General features: G+C 72.4%; 17 protein-coding genes. 1 reads left to right on the forward strand and 16 read right to left on the reverse strand.

Going from position 1 to position 15,827, the window contains the following annotated elements; genetic code table 11:
- Window position 1: 1 nt before the first annotated feature.
- Together ACZ6J5_RS30475 and pyrR are read right to left on the reverse strand one after the other, a co-directional pair.
- Window positions 2-982 (reverse strand): aspartate carbamoyltransferase catalytic subunit, encoded by a 981-nt coding sequence (locus tag ACZ6J5_RS30475; RefSeq protein WP_469396840.1) that lies wholly within the window; start codon window positions 980-982, stop codon window positions 2-4.
- An 82-nt stretch (window positions 983-1,064) separates the two neighbouring features.
- Window positions 1,065-1,637 carry a bifunctional pyr operon transcriptional regulator/uracil phosphoribosyltransferase PyrR gene (pyrR, locus tag ACZ6J5_RS30480; protein WP_469396841.1) on the reverse strand — a complete coding sequence of 191 codons (573 nt, stop codon included), beginning with the start codon at window positions 1,635-1,637 and terminating at the stop codon, window positions 1,065-1,067.
- A 244-nt stretch (window positions 1,638-1,881) separates the two neighbouring features.
- Here pyrR and bldD point away from each other — a divergent pair, with 244 nt between their 5' ends.
- Entirely contained in the window at window positions 1,882-2,382 is a 501-nt protein-coding gene (gene bldD, locus ACZ6J5_RS30485) for a transcriptional regulator BldD (RefSeq protein WP_046907471.1), read from the forward strand.
- Between the two features lie 223 nt (window positions 2,383-2,605).
- On the opposite strand, the gene nusB is transcribed toward bldD, so the two are convergent.
- From nusB to ACZ6J5_RS30555, 14 genes are all read right to left on the reverse strand, one after another.
- Window positions 2,606-3,043, reverse strand: a complete 438-nt coding sequence (nusB, locus tag ACZ6J5_RS30490) for a transcription antitermination factor NusB (protein WP_469396843.1) — start codon at window positions 3,041-3,043, stop codon at window positions 2,606-2,608.
- A 2-nt stretch (window positions 3,044-3,045) separates the two neighbouring features.
- Complete coding sequence (efp, locus tag ACZ6J5_RS30495; protein WP_469396845.1) at window positions 3,046-3,612, reverse strand: elongation factor P; 567 nt, start codon at window positions 3,610-3,612, stop codon at window positions 3,046-3,048.
- Between the two features lie 48 nt (window positions 3,613-3,660).
- The gene (locus tag ACZ6J5_RS30500; RefSeq protein WP_469396847.1) at window positions 3,661-4,767 is read right to left on the reverse strand and encodes an aminopeptidase P family protein; all 1,107 of its coding nucleotides are present in this window, start codon (window positions 4,765-4,767) and stop codon (window positions 3,661-3,663) included.
- Between the two features lie 96 nt (window positions 4,768-4,863).
- A complete protein-coding gene (locus tag ACZ6J5_RS30505) occupies window positions 4,864-5,691 on the reverse strand; it encodes an AAA family ATPase (protein ID WP_469396849.1) in 828 nt (275 codons plus the stop codon).
- 127 nt (window positions 5,692-5,818) lie between these two features.
- Window positions 5,819-6,265, reverse strand: a complete 447-nt coding sequence (gene aroQ / locus ACZ6J5_RS30510; protein ID WP_362469038.1) for a type II 3-dehydroquinate dehydratase — start codon at window positions 6,263-6,265, stop codon at window positions 5,819-5,821.
- Window positions 6,262-7,356, reverse strand: a complete 1,095-nt coding sequence (aroB, locus tag ACZ6J5_RS30515; RefSeq protein ID WP_469396852.1) for a 3-dehydroquinate synthase — start codon at window positions 7,354-7,356, stop codon at window positions 6,262-6,264. The genes aroQ and aroB overlap by 4 nt, the downstream gene beginning before the upstream one ends.
- Window positions 7,353-7,871, reverse strand: a complete 519-nt coding sequence (locus ACZ6J5_RS30520) for a shikimate kinase (protein ID WP_469396853.1) — start codon at window positions 7,869-7,871, stop codon at window positions 7,353-7,355. The genes aroB and ACZ6J5_RS30520 overlap by 4 nt, the downstream gene beginning before the upstream one ends.
- Window positions 7,868-9,052: a chorismate synthase gene (aroC, locus tag ACZ6J5_RS30525; protein WP_469396855.1), complete on the reverse strand. Its 1,185-nt coding sequence runs from the start codon at window positions 9,050-9,052 to the stop codon at window positions 7,868-7,870. The genes ACZ6J5_RS30520 and aroC overlap by 4 nt, the downstream gene beginning before the upstream one ends.
- A 131-nt stretch (window positions 9,053-9,183) precedes the next feature.
- Window positions 9,184-9,405 carry a hypothetical protein gene (locus ACZ6J5_RS30530; RefSeq protein WP_469396857.1) on the reverse strand — a complete coding sequence of 74 codons (222 nt, stop codon included), beginning with the start codon at window positions 9,403-9,405 and terminating at the stop codon, window positions 9,184-9,186.
- A 128-nt stretch (window positions 9,406-9,533) separates the two neighbouring features.
- Window positions 9,534-10,361 (reverse strand): shikimate dehydrogenase, encoded by an 828-nt coding sequence (locus tag ACZ6J5_RS30535; protein WP_469396858.1) that lies wholly within the window; start codon window positions 10,359-10,361, stop codon window positions 9,534-9,536.
- Between the two features lies 1 nt (window position 10,362).
- Window positions 10,363-12,237, reverse strand: coding sequence for an endolytic transglycosylase MltG (gene mltG / locus ACZ6J5_RS30540; RefSeq protein ID WP_469396859.1), 1,875 nt, complete (start codon window positions 12,235-12,237; stop codon window positions 10,363-10,365).
- 101 nt (window positions 12,238-12,338) lie between these two features.
- On the reverse strand, window positions 12,339-12,803 hold the full coding sequence (gene ruvX, locus ACZ6J5_RS30545) for a Holliday junction resolvase RuvX (RefSeq protein WP_351667440.1): 465 nt from the start codon (window positions 12,801-12,803) through the stop codon (window positions 12,339-12,341).
- Window positions 12,804-12,805: 2 nt separating this feature from the next.
- Complete coding sequence (alaS, locus tag ACZ6J5_RS30550; protein ID WP_469396861.1) at window positions 12,806-15,475, reverse strand: alanine--tRNA ligase; 2,670 nt, start codon at window positions 15,473-15,475, stop codon at window positions 12,806-12,808.
- On the reverse strand, window positions 15,475-15,825 hold the full coding sequence (locus ACZ6J5_RS30555) for a hypothetical protein (protein WP_469396863.1): 351 nt from the start codon (window positions 15,823-15,825) through the stop codon (window positions 15,475-15,477). The genes alaS and ACZ6J5_RS30555 overlap by 1 nt, the downstream gene beginning before the upstream one ends.
- Window positions 15,826-15,827 lie beyond the last annotated feature (2 nt).

Consider the following 15,827-nt stretch of genomic DNA (forward strand, 5'->3'; position numbering starts at 1 on the left):
TTCAGTTCTCCTCGGTGCGGGGGGTGGCGGGGGCGGCGGGCTCGTAGCCGCCGAGCAGCAGGTAGAGCACGGCCATGCGGATGGAGACGCCGTTGGCGACCTGCTCGACGACCGTGCAGCGGTCGGAGTCGGCGACCTCGGCGGTGATCTCCATGCCCCGGACCATGGGGCCGGGGTGCATGACGATGGCGTGCTCGGGCATCTTCGCCATCCGCTCGCCGTCCAGGCCGTAGCGGCGCGAGTATTCACGCTCGGTCGGGAAGAAGGCGGCGTTCATCCGCTCGCGCTGCACGCGCAGCATCATCACCGCGTCGGACTTCGGCAGCACGCTGTCGAGGTCGTACGAGACCTCGCAGGGCCAGGTCCCGACGCCGACGGGGACCAGGGTGGGCGGGGCCACCAGGGTGACCTGGGCGCCGAGGGTGTGCAGCAGGTCCACGTTGGAGCGGGCGACCCGGCTGTGCAGGACGTCGCCGACGAGGGTGATCCGCTTGCCGTCGAGGTCCTTGCCGAGCCCGGCGTCGCGGCCGATCAGGCGGCGGCGCATGGTGAAGGCGTCCAGCAGGGCCTGGGTGGGGTGCTGGTGGGTGCCGTCGCCCGCGTTGATGACGGGGGCGTCGATCCAGCCGGAGGTGGCCAGGCGGTACGGGGCGCCGGAGGCGCTGTGCCGGATGACGACGGCGTCGACGCCCATCGCCTCCAGGGTCTGCGCCGTGTCCTTGAGGGACTCGCCCTTGGAGACGCTGGAGCCCTTGGCCGCGAAGTTGATCACATCGGCGGAGAGGCGCTTCTCGGCGGCCTCGAAGGAGATCCGGGTACGGGTGGAGTCCTCGAAGAAGAGGTTGCAGATCGTCCGGCCACGCAGGGTCGGCAGCTTCTTGATCGGCCGGTCGGCTACCCGGGCCATCTCCTCGGCGGTGTCGAGGATGAGGACGGCGTCGTCGCGGGTGAGGTCGGCGGCCGAGATGAGGTGACGCATCATCGGGGTTTCTCTCCGGGGTGGGGAGGATGAGGGCATACGGGTGCGCAGGGCTGTGCCCCGGACCCGTCGGGGGCCGGTCCGGCTAGGAGGCGGGCTTGCCGCCGAGCAGCACGGTGTCGCGACCGTCCTCCTCGGCGAGCTGGACCTTGACCGTCTCCCGCAGCGACGTGGGGAGGTTCTTGCCGACGTAGTCGGCGCGGATCGGGAGCTCGCGGTGGCCTCGGTCGACGAGGACGGCGAGCTGTACGGCGCGCGGGCGGCCGATGTCGCCGAGGGCGTCGAGGGCGGCGCGGATGGTGCGGCCGGAGAAGAGGACGTCGTCGACGAGGATGACGAGGCGGCCGTCGATGCCGTCGCCCGGGATGTCGGTGCGGCCGAGGGCGCGCGCCGGCTTCAGCCGCAGGTCGTCGCGGTACATCGTGATGTCGAGGGAACCGACCGGGACCTTGGCGCCGGTGACCGATTCGAGCTTCTCGGCGAGCCGGCGGGCGAGGAAGACGCCGCGGGTCGGGATGCCGAGGAGGACCACGTCGTCGGCGCCCTTGGCGCGCTCGACGATCTCGTGGGCGATGCGGGTCAGGACCCGCTCGATGTCCGCGGCCTCGAGGACGGGCCGGGCATCGGTCTGCTGCTGTGCGTGCTGCTGTGCGTCCATATGAAACGGACCTCCTTCTCCGCCTCACGGGACGGATCTTAAAGGACGTCGGATTTGCGCCATCCACCTTACCAGGGGCGGACGGGTGCCCTGCTCACCACCCTCGCGCCACTCCGGGCGCCGCCCCCCGGGAGGGGGCGGTATGGACCATTCGGCTTGACGGGAGAGTGTCACGCTGCGTAACCTCACAGTGAGTTACCAGCCGCGCGGCGCCGCCGCAATCGTCACAGCGTCCGGGAGCGTTATGTCCAGCGAATACGCAAAGCAGCTCGGGGCCAAACTCCGTGCGATCCGCACCCAGCAGGGCCTTTCCCTTCACGGTGTGGAGGAGAAGTCCCAGGGCCGCTGGAAGGCGGTCGTGGTCGGTTCGTACGAGCGCGGCGACCGCGCCGTGACCGTGCAGCGTCTGGCCGAGCTGGCGGACTTCTACGGGGTCCCGGTGCAGGAGCTGCTGCCGGGCACCACGCCGGGCGGAGCCGCCGAGCCGCCGCCGAAGCTGGTCCTGGACCTGGAGCGGCTCGCCCACGTCCCCGCCGAGAAGGCCGGCCCCCTCCAGCGCTACGCGGCGACCATCCAGTCGCAGCGCGGCGACTACAACGGCAAGGTGCTGTCGATCCGCCAGGACGACCTGCGCACCCTGGCCGTCATCTACGACCAGTCCCCCTCGGTCCTCACCGAGCAGCTGATCAGCTGGGGCGTGCTGGACGCGGACGCGCGCCGCGCCGTCGCCCACGAGGACAACTGACCCCTCACGGGGTCGGGTGCCCCGCACCCGCGCAGAAACGTGCCGCCGGGCCCCTGGGAGTCGCTTCGACTCCCAGGGGCCCGGCGCTTTCGTGTGCGCGCCCCCAGAGGGCACGGAGGCGCCGCTCCCCGGGCGCGGCTCCCGGACACGGCGAAGGGGCCCGCAGCACGAGTGCTGCGGGCCCCTTCGAGCGCCGTACGTACGGGCGGGCGTCGGGCGGGGACTAGGCGTCCGCGTCCCGGCGCAGGCGCGGCTTCAGGTCCTTGAAGCGGCCCAGCAGCCCGTTGACGAAGGTCGGCGACTCGTCCGTGGAGAACTCCTTGGCGAGCTGCACGGCCTCGTCGATCGCGACCGCGTCCGGCGTGCCGTCCTCCCAGATCAGCTCGTACGCGCCGAGGCGCACGATGTTCCGGTCGGCGGCGGGCATCCGGTCGAGGTCCCAGTCGACCGCGTAGGTCGCGATGAGGTCGTCGATGCGGTCGATGTGCGAGGAGTAGCCCTCGACGAGCTGCATGGTGAACTCGTTGACCGGCGGCTGGTGCTCGTCCGACCGGGCGAGCCGGACCTGGTCCGCGAGGACCTCCTGGACCGAGGTGCCGCGCTGGTCGGCCTCGAACAGGATCTGGAAGGCCCGCCTGCGGGCCTTGCTCCGGGCGGCCACGGTTAGTCGTTCACCCGGCCGAGGTAGTCGCTGGTGCGCGTGTCGACCTTGACCTTCTCGCCGGTGGTGACGAAGAGCGGGACCTGGATCTCGTGACCGGTCTCCAGCTTCGCCGGCTTGGTGCCGCCGGTGGAGCGGTCGCCCTGGACGCCCGGGTCGGTGTGCTCGATCGTCAGGACGACGGCGGCCGGGAGCTCGACGTAGAGCACCGAGCCCTCGTGCTGCGCGACCGAGGCGGTGAAGCCCTCGATGAGGAAGTTGGCGGCGTCGCCGACGGCCTTGCGGTCGACCATGAGCTGGTCGTACGTGTCCATGTCCATGAAGACGAAGTAGTCGCCGTCCATGTACGAGAACTGCATGTCGCGGCGGTCGATGGTGGCCGTCTCGACCTTCACACCGGCGTTGAAGGTCTTGTCGACGACCTTGCCGGAGAGCACGTTCTTGAGCTTGGTGCGCACGAAGGCCGGGCCCTTGCCGGGCTTGACGTGCTGGAACTCGACGACGGACCAGAGCTGGCCCCCGTCGAGCTTGAGCACCATGCCGTTCTTGAGGTCGTTCGTGGAAGCCACGGTTGCGGAATCTCCTGGACTGACGTGGACCGAGGAGGCGTACGCGCCCTACAGCGCGAGCAGCTCCTTGGTCGTGATGGTGAGTAGCTCGGGTCCGCCGTCCGCCTCCTGGCGTACGACGAGCGTGTCATCGATCCGGACCCCGCCCCGGCCCGGGAGGTGGACCCCCGGTTCGACGGTGACCGGCACACAAGCGTCCAGTTTACCCATGGCCGCGGGTGCGAGCTGCGGGTCCTCGTCGATTTCCAGGCCCACCCCGTGCCCGGTGAGCGGTGCGCAGGCGTCCGTGTGGCCCCCGGCGAGCAGAATCTGGCGGGCCGCGCGGTCGATGTCGCGGTACTCCGCACCGGGCAGGAGCGCCTCCCGCCCGGCCCGCTGAGCGGCGAAGACGAGGTCGTACAGCTCGATCTGCCAGTCGGCCGGAGTGGTCCCGATCACGAAGGTGCGGCCGATCTCGCAGCGGTAGCCGCGGTAGTTCGCACCCAGGCAGACCGAGAGGAAATCGCCCTCCTCCACCCGCCGGTCGGTGGGCCGGTGCCCGCCCCGCCCGGAGTGCGGCCCGGTGGCCACGGAGGTGGGGAAGGCGGGGCCGTCGGCGCCGTGGTCGACCAGCCGCCGCTCCAGCTCCAGGGCGAGGTGCCGCTCGGTCCTGCCGACCAGGATCGACTCCAGCAGTTCTCCGAGGGCCTGGTCGGCGATCTCGGCGGCGATCCGCAGACAGGCGATCTCGTCCTCGTCCTTGACGATCCGCAGCTGCTCCACGGCGCCCGCCAGGTCCGCCAGGCGCAGCGAGGGCGCGACCGAGCCCATCGCCCGGTGCCGGGCGACGGTCAGGTGGTGCTCCTCTACGGCCAGGGCCTCCGCGCCGGCCCGGCGGGCGATGTCGGCCGCGGCGACCGCCGGATCACCGCCGCCGCCGGTCAGCGGCTGCTGGCGGAGCAGCTCGTCGAGCCGCCCGTCCGCCGGGTCGGCGCCCGGGGCGGTCGGGCAGAGCAGCACGTCCTCCTCGGGGCCGAGCAGCAGCACGGCCCCGGCGGGCGAACCGCCGGTGAGATACCGGACGTTGGCGGGGCGGGACACCAGCGCCGCCGGGCTGCCCGCCGCCGCGCACCGGTCGCGCAGTCGCACCCGTCGGTCCGCATACACCTCTGACATGTTCCGAGCGTACGAGCGCCCGCGCACCCCGGCCTGTTCAGCGGGTCCGACCGGGCGGGGCCGGACGCGGCGGCACGGCGGGCCCCGGCCCGGCCGTCAGCCGGCCGGGGGCCCCGCGAGCGCGCGGGCCAGGACCTCGTCGAGGACCCGGGCGGTGGTCTCGACGTCGTGCGTGGAGTTGTCGATGATCGGCAGGCCGGAGCCGTACCAGCCGGCCATCCGGCCGTGGATGGCGGCGACCTCCTCGTCCGACAGGCGCCGGTTGCCGCTGCGCTCCGCGTTGCGCTCCAGGACGACGTCGAGGCCGGGCAGCAGGACGACGGGGAGCAGTCCGGGGCCGACGTGCCGCTTCCAGCCGCCGAGGCCGACGACGGGCCAGTCGGGGAAGACGGCGTCGTCGAGGATGCAGGAGATGCCGTTGGCCAGGAAGTTGCGGGCGGCGAAGCCGCAGGTGCGGCGGGCGAGCCGGTACTGCGCCTCGGAGTGCTCGTTCCAGCCCGCCTGCGGGTCGGCGAAGCCGGAGCAGACCCATTCGCGCACGTCGTCGAGGCTGATGTGGGCCGTGGGGACGGGGCGGCGGCGTGCCCAGTGGCGGGCGACGGTGGTCTTGCCCGCGCCGGCCGGGCCGATGAGCAGCACGGCGAGGGTGGCGGTGGCGGTGCCGGCCACGGCGGGCGGCATCGCCCTGTGGACCGTGCCGGGGGCGCCGGTCCAGCCGGGCGCGGGCGGTGGGCCCTGCGGCGGTCCGGGCGGCGGCGCGCCCTGCGGGGCCGGGTAGGGGTAGGGCTGCTGTGGAGGGGCGGGCGGGACGGGGGGCGGCGCGCCGTGGGCGGCGCCGGGCGCGTGGGCCTGGGGGCCGTGCGCCCAGGCCGCGGGGCCGGCGGGTCGGTGCGGTGGCGACGGAGCCCCCATGCCGTGCTGCATCCCGGTGCCCACTCCGTCCCGTACGCCTGCTGCTTCCACTGTTGCCGGAACGTTACCGCCCCCGGCTTCCCGAGGGGAAACGACCGGGGGCGGTCAGGGGTGCCCGCGAGCGGGCACCGCGCGGCGGTCAGGCGGCCTGCTCCGCGGCGAGCGCGCGCAGGGCGAGCAGGTAGGAGCCGATCCCGAAGCCCGCGATGGTGCCGGAGGCCACGGCGGCCACGACCGAGGTGTGCCGGAACTCCTCACGGGTGTACGGGTTGGAGATGTGCACCTCGATGAGCGGCGCCGTGCGCTGGGCGGCGGCGTCGCGCATGCCGTACGAGTAGTGCGTGAAGGCCCCGGGGTTGAGCACGACGGGGAGCGAGCCGTCCGCGGCCTCGTGCAGCCAGCGGATCATCTCGCCCTCGTCGTTGGTCTCGCGCACCTCGACGTCGAAGCCGAGCTCCTCGCCGAGGGTCCGGCAGGAGTCGACGAGCCCCTTGTAGGAGGTGGCTCCGTAGATGTCGGGCTCGCGGGAGCCGAGCCTTCCGAGGTTCGGGCCGTTGAGCACGAGGACCCGGCGGGGCTCGCTCACGCGGACACCTCGCCGTAGGCCGCGATCAGGACGGCCGGGTCGGGGCCCTCCAGGACCGTCGGCTTGCCGATGCCGTCGAGCACGATGAACCGCAGCAGGTCGCCGCGGGACTTCTTGTCGACCTTCATGGTCTCCAGCAGCTTGGGCCACTGGTCGCCTCGGTAGGTCAGGGGCAGTCCGACGGACTCCAGGACGGCGCGGTGCCGGTCGGCGGTGGCGTCGTCGAGGCGGCCGGCCAGGCGGCCCAGCTCGGCGGCGAAGACCATGCCGACGGAGACGGCGGCGCCGTGCCGCCACTTGTACCGCTCGTTCTTCTCGATGGCGTGCGCCAGGGTGTGCCCGTAGTTGAGGATCTCGCGGCGCCCGGCCTCCTTGAGGTCGCCGGAGACGACCTCGGCCTTCACCTGGATCGAGCGCACGATGAGCTCGGCGGTGTGCGGCCCGGCGGGGGTGCGGGCGGCCTCCGGGTCGCCCTCGATCAGGTCGAGGATGACCGGGTCGGCGATGAAGCCGGCCTTGATGATCTCGGCGAGGCCGCTGACGTAGTCGTGCACCGGCAGCGAGTCCAGCGCCGCCAGGTCGCACAGCACGCCGGCCGGCGGGTGGAAGGAGCCGACGAGGTTCTTGCCCTCGGCGGTGTTGATGCCGGTCTTGCCGCCCACGGCCGCGTCGACCATCGCGAGCACGGTGGTCGGCACGGCGATCCAGCGCACGCCCCGCAGCCAGGTCGCGGCGACGAAGCCGGCCAGGTCGGTGGTGGCGCCGCCGCCGACGCCGACGATGATGTCGCTGCGGGTGAAGCCGGTCTGGCCGAGCGCCTTCCAGCAGTAGGCGGCGACCTCGGCGGTCTTGGCCTCCTCGGCGTTGGGCACCTGGATGGCGACGGCCTCGTACCCCTGGTCGGCGAGGTCGGCGCGGAGCGCCTCGCCGGTCTCGGCGAGCGCCTCGGGGTGGATCACGGCCACCCGCTTGGCGCCGGGGCCGATCAGGGCGGGGAGCTCGCCGAGCAGCCGCCGGCCGACCAGCACCTCGTACGGATCGGTGCCCGCCGAGCCGCCGACCTGGATACGGGTCACTTCCTGGTCCGTCATACGTCCTTCAACTCCAGTGCGTCGAGGATCGCCTCGGCGACCTCTTCGGGCGTGCGCTCGTCGGTGGCGACGACGGCGCTCGCGACTTCTTCGTACAGGTGGCGGCGGGCGTCCATCAGCTCGCGCCACTGGCGGCGCGGGTTGACGGCGAGCAGCGGCCGGGCGGCGCCGAGCCCGACGCGGCGGACCGCCTCCTCGACGTCCATCGAGAGGTACGCGACGGGCAGCCCGGCGAGCAGCTCCCGGGTGCCGGGGTCGAGCACGGCGCCGCCGCCGAGCGCGAGGACGCCCCGGTGCTCGGTGACGGCGGTGCGCACGGCGGCCCGTTCGAGGGCGCGGAAGTGCTCCTCGCCGTCCTCGACGAAGATGTCGGAGATCTCGCGGCCCTCGGCGGCCACGATGTCCGCGTCGGTGTCCCGGTAGGCGGCGCCCAGGCGGGCGGCGAGGAGCGCGCCCACCGTGGACTTGCCGGAGCCCATCGGGCCGACGAGGACGACCAGCGGGCCGCCGGTCACCGGATCTGCAGGTTGTCGAGGTAGGACTGGACGTTGCGACGGGTCTCGGGGACGCTGTCGCCGCCGAACTTCTCCAGCACCGCGTCGGCGAGCACGAGCGCGACCATGGCCTCGGCCACGATGCCGGCGGCCGGGACGGCGCAGACGTCGGAGCGCTGGTGGTGGGCCGCGGCGACCTCGCCGGTGGCGACGTCCACGGTGGCGAGGGCGCGGGGCACGGTCGCGATGGGCTTCATCGCGGCGCGCACGCGCAGCAGCTCGCCGGTGCTCAGGCCGCCCTCGGTGCCGCCGGCCCGGCCGCTGGCGCGGGTGATGCCGTCGGGGCCCTTGACGATCTCGTCGTGGGCCTGGGAGCCGGGCACCCGGGCGAGGTCGAAGCCGTCGCCGACCTCGACGCCCTTGATGGCCTGGATGCCCATGAGCGCGGCGGCGAGCCGGGCGTCGAGGCGCCGGTCCCAGTGCACGTGCGAGCCGAGGCCGACGGGCACGCCGTAGGCCAGGACCTCGACGACGCCGCCGAGGGTGTCGCCGTCCTTGTGGGCCTGGTCGATCTCGGCCACCATCGCCTTCGACGCGTCGGCGTCGAGGCAGCGCACCGGGTCGGCGTCGAGCTTCTCGACGTCGGCGGGGGTCGGGTAGACGCCGTAGGGGGCCTTGGCGGCGGCGAGCTCCACCACGTGGGAGACGATCTCGATGCCGGCCGCGGCCTTCAGGAAGGAGCGGGCGACGGCGCCGAGGGCGACGCGGGCGGCGGTCTCGCGGGCGCTGGCGCGCTCCAGGATCGGGCGGGCCTCGTCGAAGCCGTACTTCTGCATGCCGGCGAGGTCGGCGTGGCCGGGGCGGGGCCGGGTCAGGGGCGCGTTGCGGCCCGTCTCCTTGAGCTCCGCGGGGTCGACGGGGTCCGCCGACATGACCTTCTCCCACTTGGGCCACTCGGTGTTGCCGACCATGACGGCGACCGGCGAGCCGAGGGAGAGGCCGTGGCGGACGCCGCCGAGGAAGGTGACCTCGTCCTGCTCGAACTTCATCCGGGCACCGCGGCCGTAGCCGAGGCGGCGGCGCGCGAGGTGGTCGGCCACCAGCTCCGTGGTGACCGGAACGCCTGCGGGAAGTCCTTCGAGGGTTGCAACCAGCGCGGGTCCGTGGGACTCCCCCGCCGTCAGCCAACGCAGCCTGCTCAACGATGCTCCTCATGCTCGCGCCTGGGCTCTGCTCCGGCGCGACCTGGGTGCGCGGCCCTGGTCCGCCTCCCCTGATCCTCCCACGTCCCGGCGGCTGATCGATCGCCGGTCCACAGGTCGGAACGCATCTGTCAGGTGTCGGGTGGGGTTTCGGCCAGCTCCCCCGGCGCACTCCGCCGGGCCCGCCACCGGGTCACCACGCAGTACAGGAGGAACGCGCCGCCGAGCGCGAGGACCGGGTACCGGACCGGCGCGGGCAGTGACCCGATCCCGACCCGGAACAGCCCGGCCGCCAGATCCACGAGATCCCAGCCCGCGTCCCACCTGGACGCGAGCAGGACGTCCGCCGCCATGCTCACTCCCCCGTTCCCCCGTTCAGCCCCATACCGGTCGCGGTCCCGGTCCTCATCCCCGTCCCGGTCCCGGTCCCGGTCCCGGTCCCCGGCTCATCGCTCAGCGCTCAGCGCTCAGCGCTCAGCGCTCAGCGCTCAGCGAGTGCCCGTTCCCCCGCCGCACGCATCGCGGCCAGCGGTCCGGGCACCCGGCCGGTCATCTGCTCGACCTGGAGCACCGCCTGGTGGACCAGCAGGTCGAGCCCCCCGACCACCTTGCCGCCGCGCTCCGCCCAGGCCGCCGCGATCCGGGTGGGCCACGGGTCGTACAGCACGTCGAAGAGGGTGCCCGGCGCCTCGGGCACGTGCGCCACGAGGGCGTCCGTGGTCCCGGCCGGGGTGGTGGCGACGACCAGCGGCGCCGCGAAGGCACCGGCCGCGTCCTCCCAGGCGGCCGTGCGCACGTCGACGCCGAGCCGCTCGCCCCAGCCGCGCATCTCCGCCGCGCGCGCCTCGCTGCGCACGTACGCGGTGACCGGCCCCGCGCAGATCAGGGCCAGGGCGGCCAGCGCCGAGGAGGCGGTGGCCCCGGCGCCCAGGATCGCGGCCGAGTCCACCTTCTCCACACCCCGCTCGCGCAGCGCGGCGACGATCCCCGGGATGTCGGTGTTGTCGCCGACCCGCCGCCCGTCCTCGGTGAACACGACCGTGTTCACCGCCTCGACCGAGGCCGCCGCCTCGGTGACCTCGTCGAGCAGCGGCATGACCGCCCGCTTGAGCGGCATGGTGAGCGAGAGCCCCGCCCAGGAACCGTCGAGCTCCGCCACGAACCCGGGCAGCGCGGCCTCGTCCACCTCGAAGCGGCCGTAGGACCAGTCGTCGAGGCCGAGCTCCCGGTAGGCGGCCCGGTGCAGCACCGGGGAGAGCGAGTGGGCGATGGGCGAGCCGAGCACGGCCGCCCGTCGTCGGAGGGTCATCTCAGGTCCCTGCGTTGAACTTCTCGACGAGCCGGTCGTGCTCGGCGAGCGTCTTGGCGAACTCGGTCTTGTTCATGCCGTCCGTGGCGACGAAGTACATCCAGCCGTCCTTCGTCGGGTGGAGCGCGGCGGTCACCGCCTCCAGACCCGGGTTGCCGATCGGTCCCGGCGTCAGACCCCGGTGCTTGTACGTGTTGTACGGGTCCGGATTGGTCTTGACCTCGTTCCGGGTGATCTTGATCTTGCTCTGGCCCATCAGGTAGTTGTACGTCGAGTCGAACTGGAGGAGCTGGAAGGTCTCCTTGTTGTCCGGCGAGAGACGGTTGTAGATGACCTCGGCCATCTTGGTGAAGTCGTCGTGCGTCTTGCCCTCGGCCTGGATCATGCTCGAGACCGTGACCAGCTCCCACGGGCCCTTCAGCCCGAGCTCGCGCGACTTCGCCTCCAGGTCCAGCTTCAGGTACTCCGAGTTGGCCCGGCCGACCATCTTCCGCAGCACGTCCTCGGGCTTGCTGCCCTTGGCCACCGGGTAGCTCGCCGGGAAGAGGAAGCCCTCCAGCGGGTCCTTGACGTCGGGGTGGTTCTTCGCCCAGTCGGGCAGGCCGAGCGAGCCCGCCTGCTTGAAGGCGGTCTCCTTCGTGGTGCCGGGCTTGAGTTCGAGGCGCTTGTCGAGCTCGGCGTAGACCCAGGAGTTGCGGCGGCCCTCGGGGATGACGAAGTTGGCCTTGCTCGCCGGGCTGAGCATCAGCGCGACGGCACTCTCCGACGACATCCCCTTGCGCAGGGTGTAGGCGCCGGCCTGGATGGAGATGCCCTTGGGGTTCTTCTGCTGGGCCGAGACGAAGGCGTCGACGCTCTTGACCACGCCGGCCTTCTTGAGGATGTTGCCGATCTCGTAGCCGCCGGCTTCGTCCGGGATCACGATCTGGACATCGCCGCTGCCCTCGCCGACGTAGTCGGGCGCCGCGCCGAACTGGCCCTGCCAGAACTGGTAGCCGAAGTAGCCGATGCCGCCGACGCCGCCGCCGATGACGAGCGCCACGACCAGGCAGGCCATGCCGTTCTTGGCCTTGCGGCCCTTCTTGCCCTTGCCCTTGCCGCCGCCCCGGCGCCCGGAGCGACGGCCCGCGGGCTCGTCGTCGTACTCGTCCTCGTGGCCGTCTTCGTAGCCGTCGTGGTCGCCGTGACCGTCGCGCTCGTCGCGCGCGACCTGCTCGTCACCGGCGTACGCCTCGGCGGCGCCGTCGTCCGTACGGCCCCGTCTGCCGCGGCGTCCGCCGGGTCTCGCGGGCGGCGTCCCGTCCGGTGCGGCGTCCTCGCCGGTGAAGAAGGGGTGCGACTCCTCCGGCTCGCGCGCCGCCTCCGCCTCCCAGTCCGTGACCGGCTGCTGGGGCGGGACCTGGCGCCGGCCGGGGGGCTGCGGCGGCGGGTAGGCCTCGGGGGTGCCGTAGAGGTCCGGCTGCTGGCCGCCGTAGGGATCGGCGGGCGCGGCGTTGTACGGCATCGCCGCCTGCCCGGTCTCCCAGGTGCCGTCGTACTGCTGTGCGGGATACCCGGGCGTGTCATACCCGCCCGGGTTCCCGTACTGCTGTTCGCCGTAGCCCTGCGGATACTGCTGCTGGGGGTGCTGCGGCTGCTCGGGGTGCTGCGGCTGCTGCGCCTGGTGCGGCTGCTGGTAGGCGCCGTGGCCATAGGTCTGGCCGTACGGATCCTGCTGCTCCGGGTATCCCTGATGACCGGGATGCGCCTGGTGCTGTCCGTACTGCTGCTGCGCCTGATGCGGGTACTGCTGCTGGCCTTCCCACCCCTGGTCCCCGTACAGCGGGTCCGTGGGGTGCCACGGTTCGGAGCCCGGGCTCCGGCCATACTCAGTCATCGATCCCCAAACAGCCGCGAGGCTTCCGGACGATCCGCCTCTACGTAGTGCGGCAGCTGTTCGAACACCGCCGCATCGCGCGGAACGTTACCGTATCGCGATCAGATGACCACTTCGACGCCCTCGCCGGGCGGATTACCTGATACCCGTTCGGACTCAAGAGCGTTCTGCAGGATGATCACAGCGGCGGCCTGGTCGATGACGGACCGCCCCTTCTTGGACTTCACCCCGGAGGCCCGCAGCCCCTGGGTCGCCGTCACCGTGGTCATCCGCTCGTCGACCAGCCGGACCGGCACCGGGGCGATGCCCTTGGCCATCTCCCCGGCGAAGGCCCTGACCTTGGTCGCGGCCGGACCCTCCCGCCCGCTGAGCGAGCGGGGCAGGCCCACGACGACCTCGATCGGCTCGTACTCCTCGACGATCTGGCGCAGCCGCCGGTGGGCGGCCGGGACGTCACGTCCCGGCACGGTCTCCACCGGCGTGGCGAGGACCCCGTCGGGGTCGCACGAGGCGACCCCGATCCGGGCGTCCCCGACGTCCACCGCGATCCGGCGTCCGCGACGCATCGTCACGCGGTCTCCACCACGAGACGCTCGACGGCCTCGATGGCCTCGCCGACGGCCGCCGGGTTCTGACCGCCGCCCTGGGCGACGTCCGGCTTGCCGCCACCGCCGCCGCCGAGGGTCTTGGCCGCGGTGCGGACCAGCTCGCCGGCCTTGAGACCGCGCTCGCGGGCGGCCTCGTTGGTGGCGATCACCGTCAGCGGCTTGCCGTTGGCGGTGGTGAACAGCGCCACGACGGCCGGGCGGTCGGCGGAGATGCGGCCCCGCACGTCGAGGACCAGCTTGCGCAGGTCGTCGGCGCCGGTGCCGTCCGGGACCTGGCCGGTGACCAGGGCCACGCCGCGCACGTCCTTGGCGGAGTCGACCAGACCGGCGGCGGCCTGCAGGACCTTCTCCGCGCGGAACTTCTCGATCTCCTTCTCGGCGTCCTTCAGCTTGCCGAGCATGGTGGAGATCTTCTCCGGCAGCTCCTCCGGGCGGCCCTTGACCAGCTCCTGGAGCTGGGCGACGACCGTGTGCTCACGGGCGAGGAAGTTGTACGCGTCGACGCCGACCAGGGCCTCGATGCGGCGCACGCCCGAGCCGATGGAGGACTCGCCGAGCAGCTTCACCAGCCCCAGCTGGGCGGTGTTGCCGACGTGGGTGCCGCCGCACAGCTCCTTGGAGAAGTCGCCGATGGTGACGACGCGGACCTGCTCGCCGTACTTCTCGCCGAACTCGGCGATGGCGCCCTGGCGCTTGGCCTCGTCGATCGGCATGACCTCGGCGTGCACCTCCAGCTCGCGCGAGAGCACCTCGTTGATCTTCTGCTCGACGTCGGTGAGGACGGTGCCGGGCACGGCGTTCGGCGAACCGAAGTCGAAGCGGAAGCGGCCGGGCTGGTTCTCCGAACCGGCCTGGGCGGCGGTCGGGCCGAGCGCGTCACGCAGCGCCTGGTGGGTGAGGTGGGTGGCCGAGTGGGCGCGGGCGATGGCCCGGCGGCGCTTCACGTCGATGGTGGCGTAGGCGGTGGCGCCCACGGTCACCTCGCCGACCTGCACGGAGCCCTTGTGCACGGAGACACCCGGCACCGGCTGCTGCACGTCGCGGACCTCGATGACCGCGCCGCTGTGCAGCTTGATCCGGCCCTGGTCGGCGATCTGGCCGCCGCCCTCCGCGTAGAACGGGGTGCGGTCGAGGACGACCTCCACCTCGTCGCCCTCGGAGGCGGCCGGCGAGGAGACGCCGTTGACCAGCAGGCCGACGACGGTGGTCTCGCCCTCGGTGTTGGTGTAGCCGGTGAACTGGGTGGCGCCGTTGCCGTCGGCGATCTCCCGGTACGCCGTCATGTCGGCGTGGCCGGTCTTCTTGGCCTTGGCGTCGGCCTTGGCGCGGTCCCGCTGCTCCTTCATCAGGCGGCGGAAGCCGTCCTCGTCCACGGAGAGGCCCTGCTCGGCGGCCATCTCCAGGGTGAGGTCGATCGGGAAGCCCCAGGTGTCGTGGAGCAGGAACGCCTTCTCGCCCGCGAGCACGGAGCCGCCGGCGGCCTTGGTCTCGGTGACCGCGGTGTCGAGGATGTTCGTGCCGCCCTTGAGGGCCTTGAGGAACGCGGCCTCCTCGGCGAGCGCGACGGTCTCGATGCGCTTGCGGTCGGTGACCAGCTCCGGGTACTGCTCGCCCATGGTGTCGATCACGGTGTCGACGAGCTCTTGCACGACCGGGCCGGTGGCGCCGAGCAGCCGCATGTTGCGCACGGCGCGGCGCATGATGCGGCGCAGCACGTAGCCGCGGCCCTCGTTGCCCGGGGTGACGCCGTCGCCGATGAGCATCACGGAGGTGCGCATGTGGTCGGCGACCACGCGCAGCGACACGTCGCTGTCCTGGGCCTTGCCGTAGGCGACGCCGGTGAGGGCGGTGGCCTTGTCGATGACGACCTGGAGGGTGTCCGTCTCGTACATGTTCTGGACGCCCTGGAGGATCATCGCCAGGCGCTCCAGGCCGAGGCCCGTGTCGATGTTCTTCGAGGGGAGCTCGCCGAGGATCGGGAAGTCGTCCTTGCCCGAGCCCTCGCCGCGCTCGTACTGCATGAAGACCAGGTTCCAGATCTCCACGTACCGCTCGTCGTTGACGGCCGGGCCGCCCTCGACGCCGAACTCGGGGCCGCGGTCGTAGTTGATCTCGGAGCAGGGGCCGCAGGGGCCGGGGACGCCCATGGACCAGTAGTTGTCCTTCTTGCCGAGGCGCTGGATGCGCTCGGCCGGGACGCCGACGACGTCGCGCCAGATCTGCTCGGCCTCGTCGTCCTCCTGGTAGACCGTGATCCAGAGCTTCTCCGGCTCCAGCCCGTAGCCGCCGTGCTCCACCGGGGTGGTCAGCAGCTCCCAGGCGAGCTTGATGGCGCCTTCCTTGAAGTAGTCGCCGAAGGAGAAGTTGCCGCACATCTGGAAGAAGGTGCCGTGCCGGGTGGTCTTGCCGACCTCCTCGATGTCCGGCGTGCGCACGCACTTCTGCACGCTGGAGGCGCGCGTGAAGGGCGGCTTGACCTCACCCAGGAAGTAGGGCTTGAACGGCACCATGCCTGCGGGGACGAGCAGCAGAGTCGGGTCGTCCGCGATGAGCGACGCCGAAGGGACGACGGTGTGACCGCGCTCCTCGAAGAAGCTCAGCCAGCGGCGGCGGATTTCAGCCGACTCCATCAGTGGTCCTCATTCCGGTTGTACGAAAACGAATACGGGGTGGTGGTGCCAGGGTCCGTGCGCGGTCCGAGCGCGGCCCTGCGGCGCGGCGCCGGCAGCTCAGGGCCGGGGTCCTGGTCCGCCGGGGCGTCCAGGCCGAGGGCCGAGCCGAGCTCGGCCTCCCGCTGGAGCATCCCCGCCCTCACGTCGAGGGCGAAGTCCTTGAGGCGGTGGCCGGTCTCGACCGCCTTGTCGGCCGCCTGGGCGGCGAGGCTCTCGGGGGTCAGCTGCTTGAGCTTGCGGTTGACCTTGGCGGTGGCCCAGACACCGGCTGCCGCGCCGGCGGTGAACCAGAACGTACGGCGGAACATCC

The sequence above is a fragment of the Streptomyces sp. NPDC042100 genome (assembly GCF_055582325.1).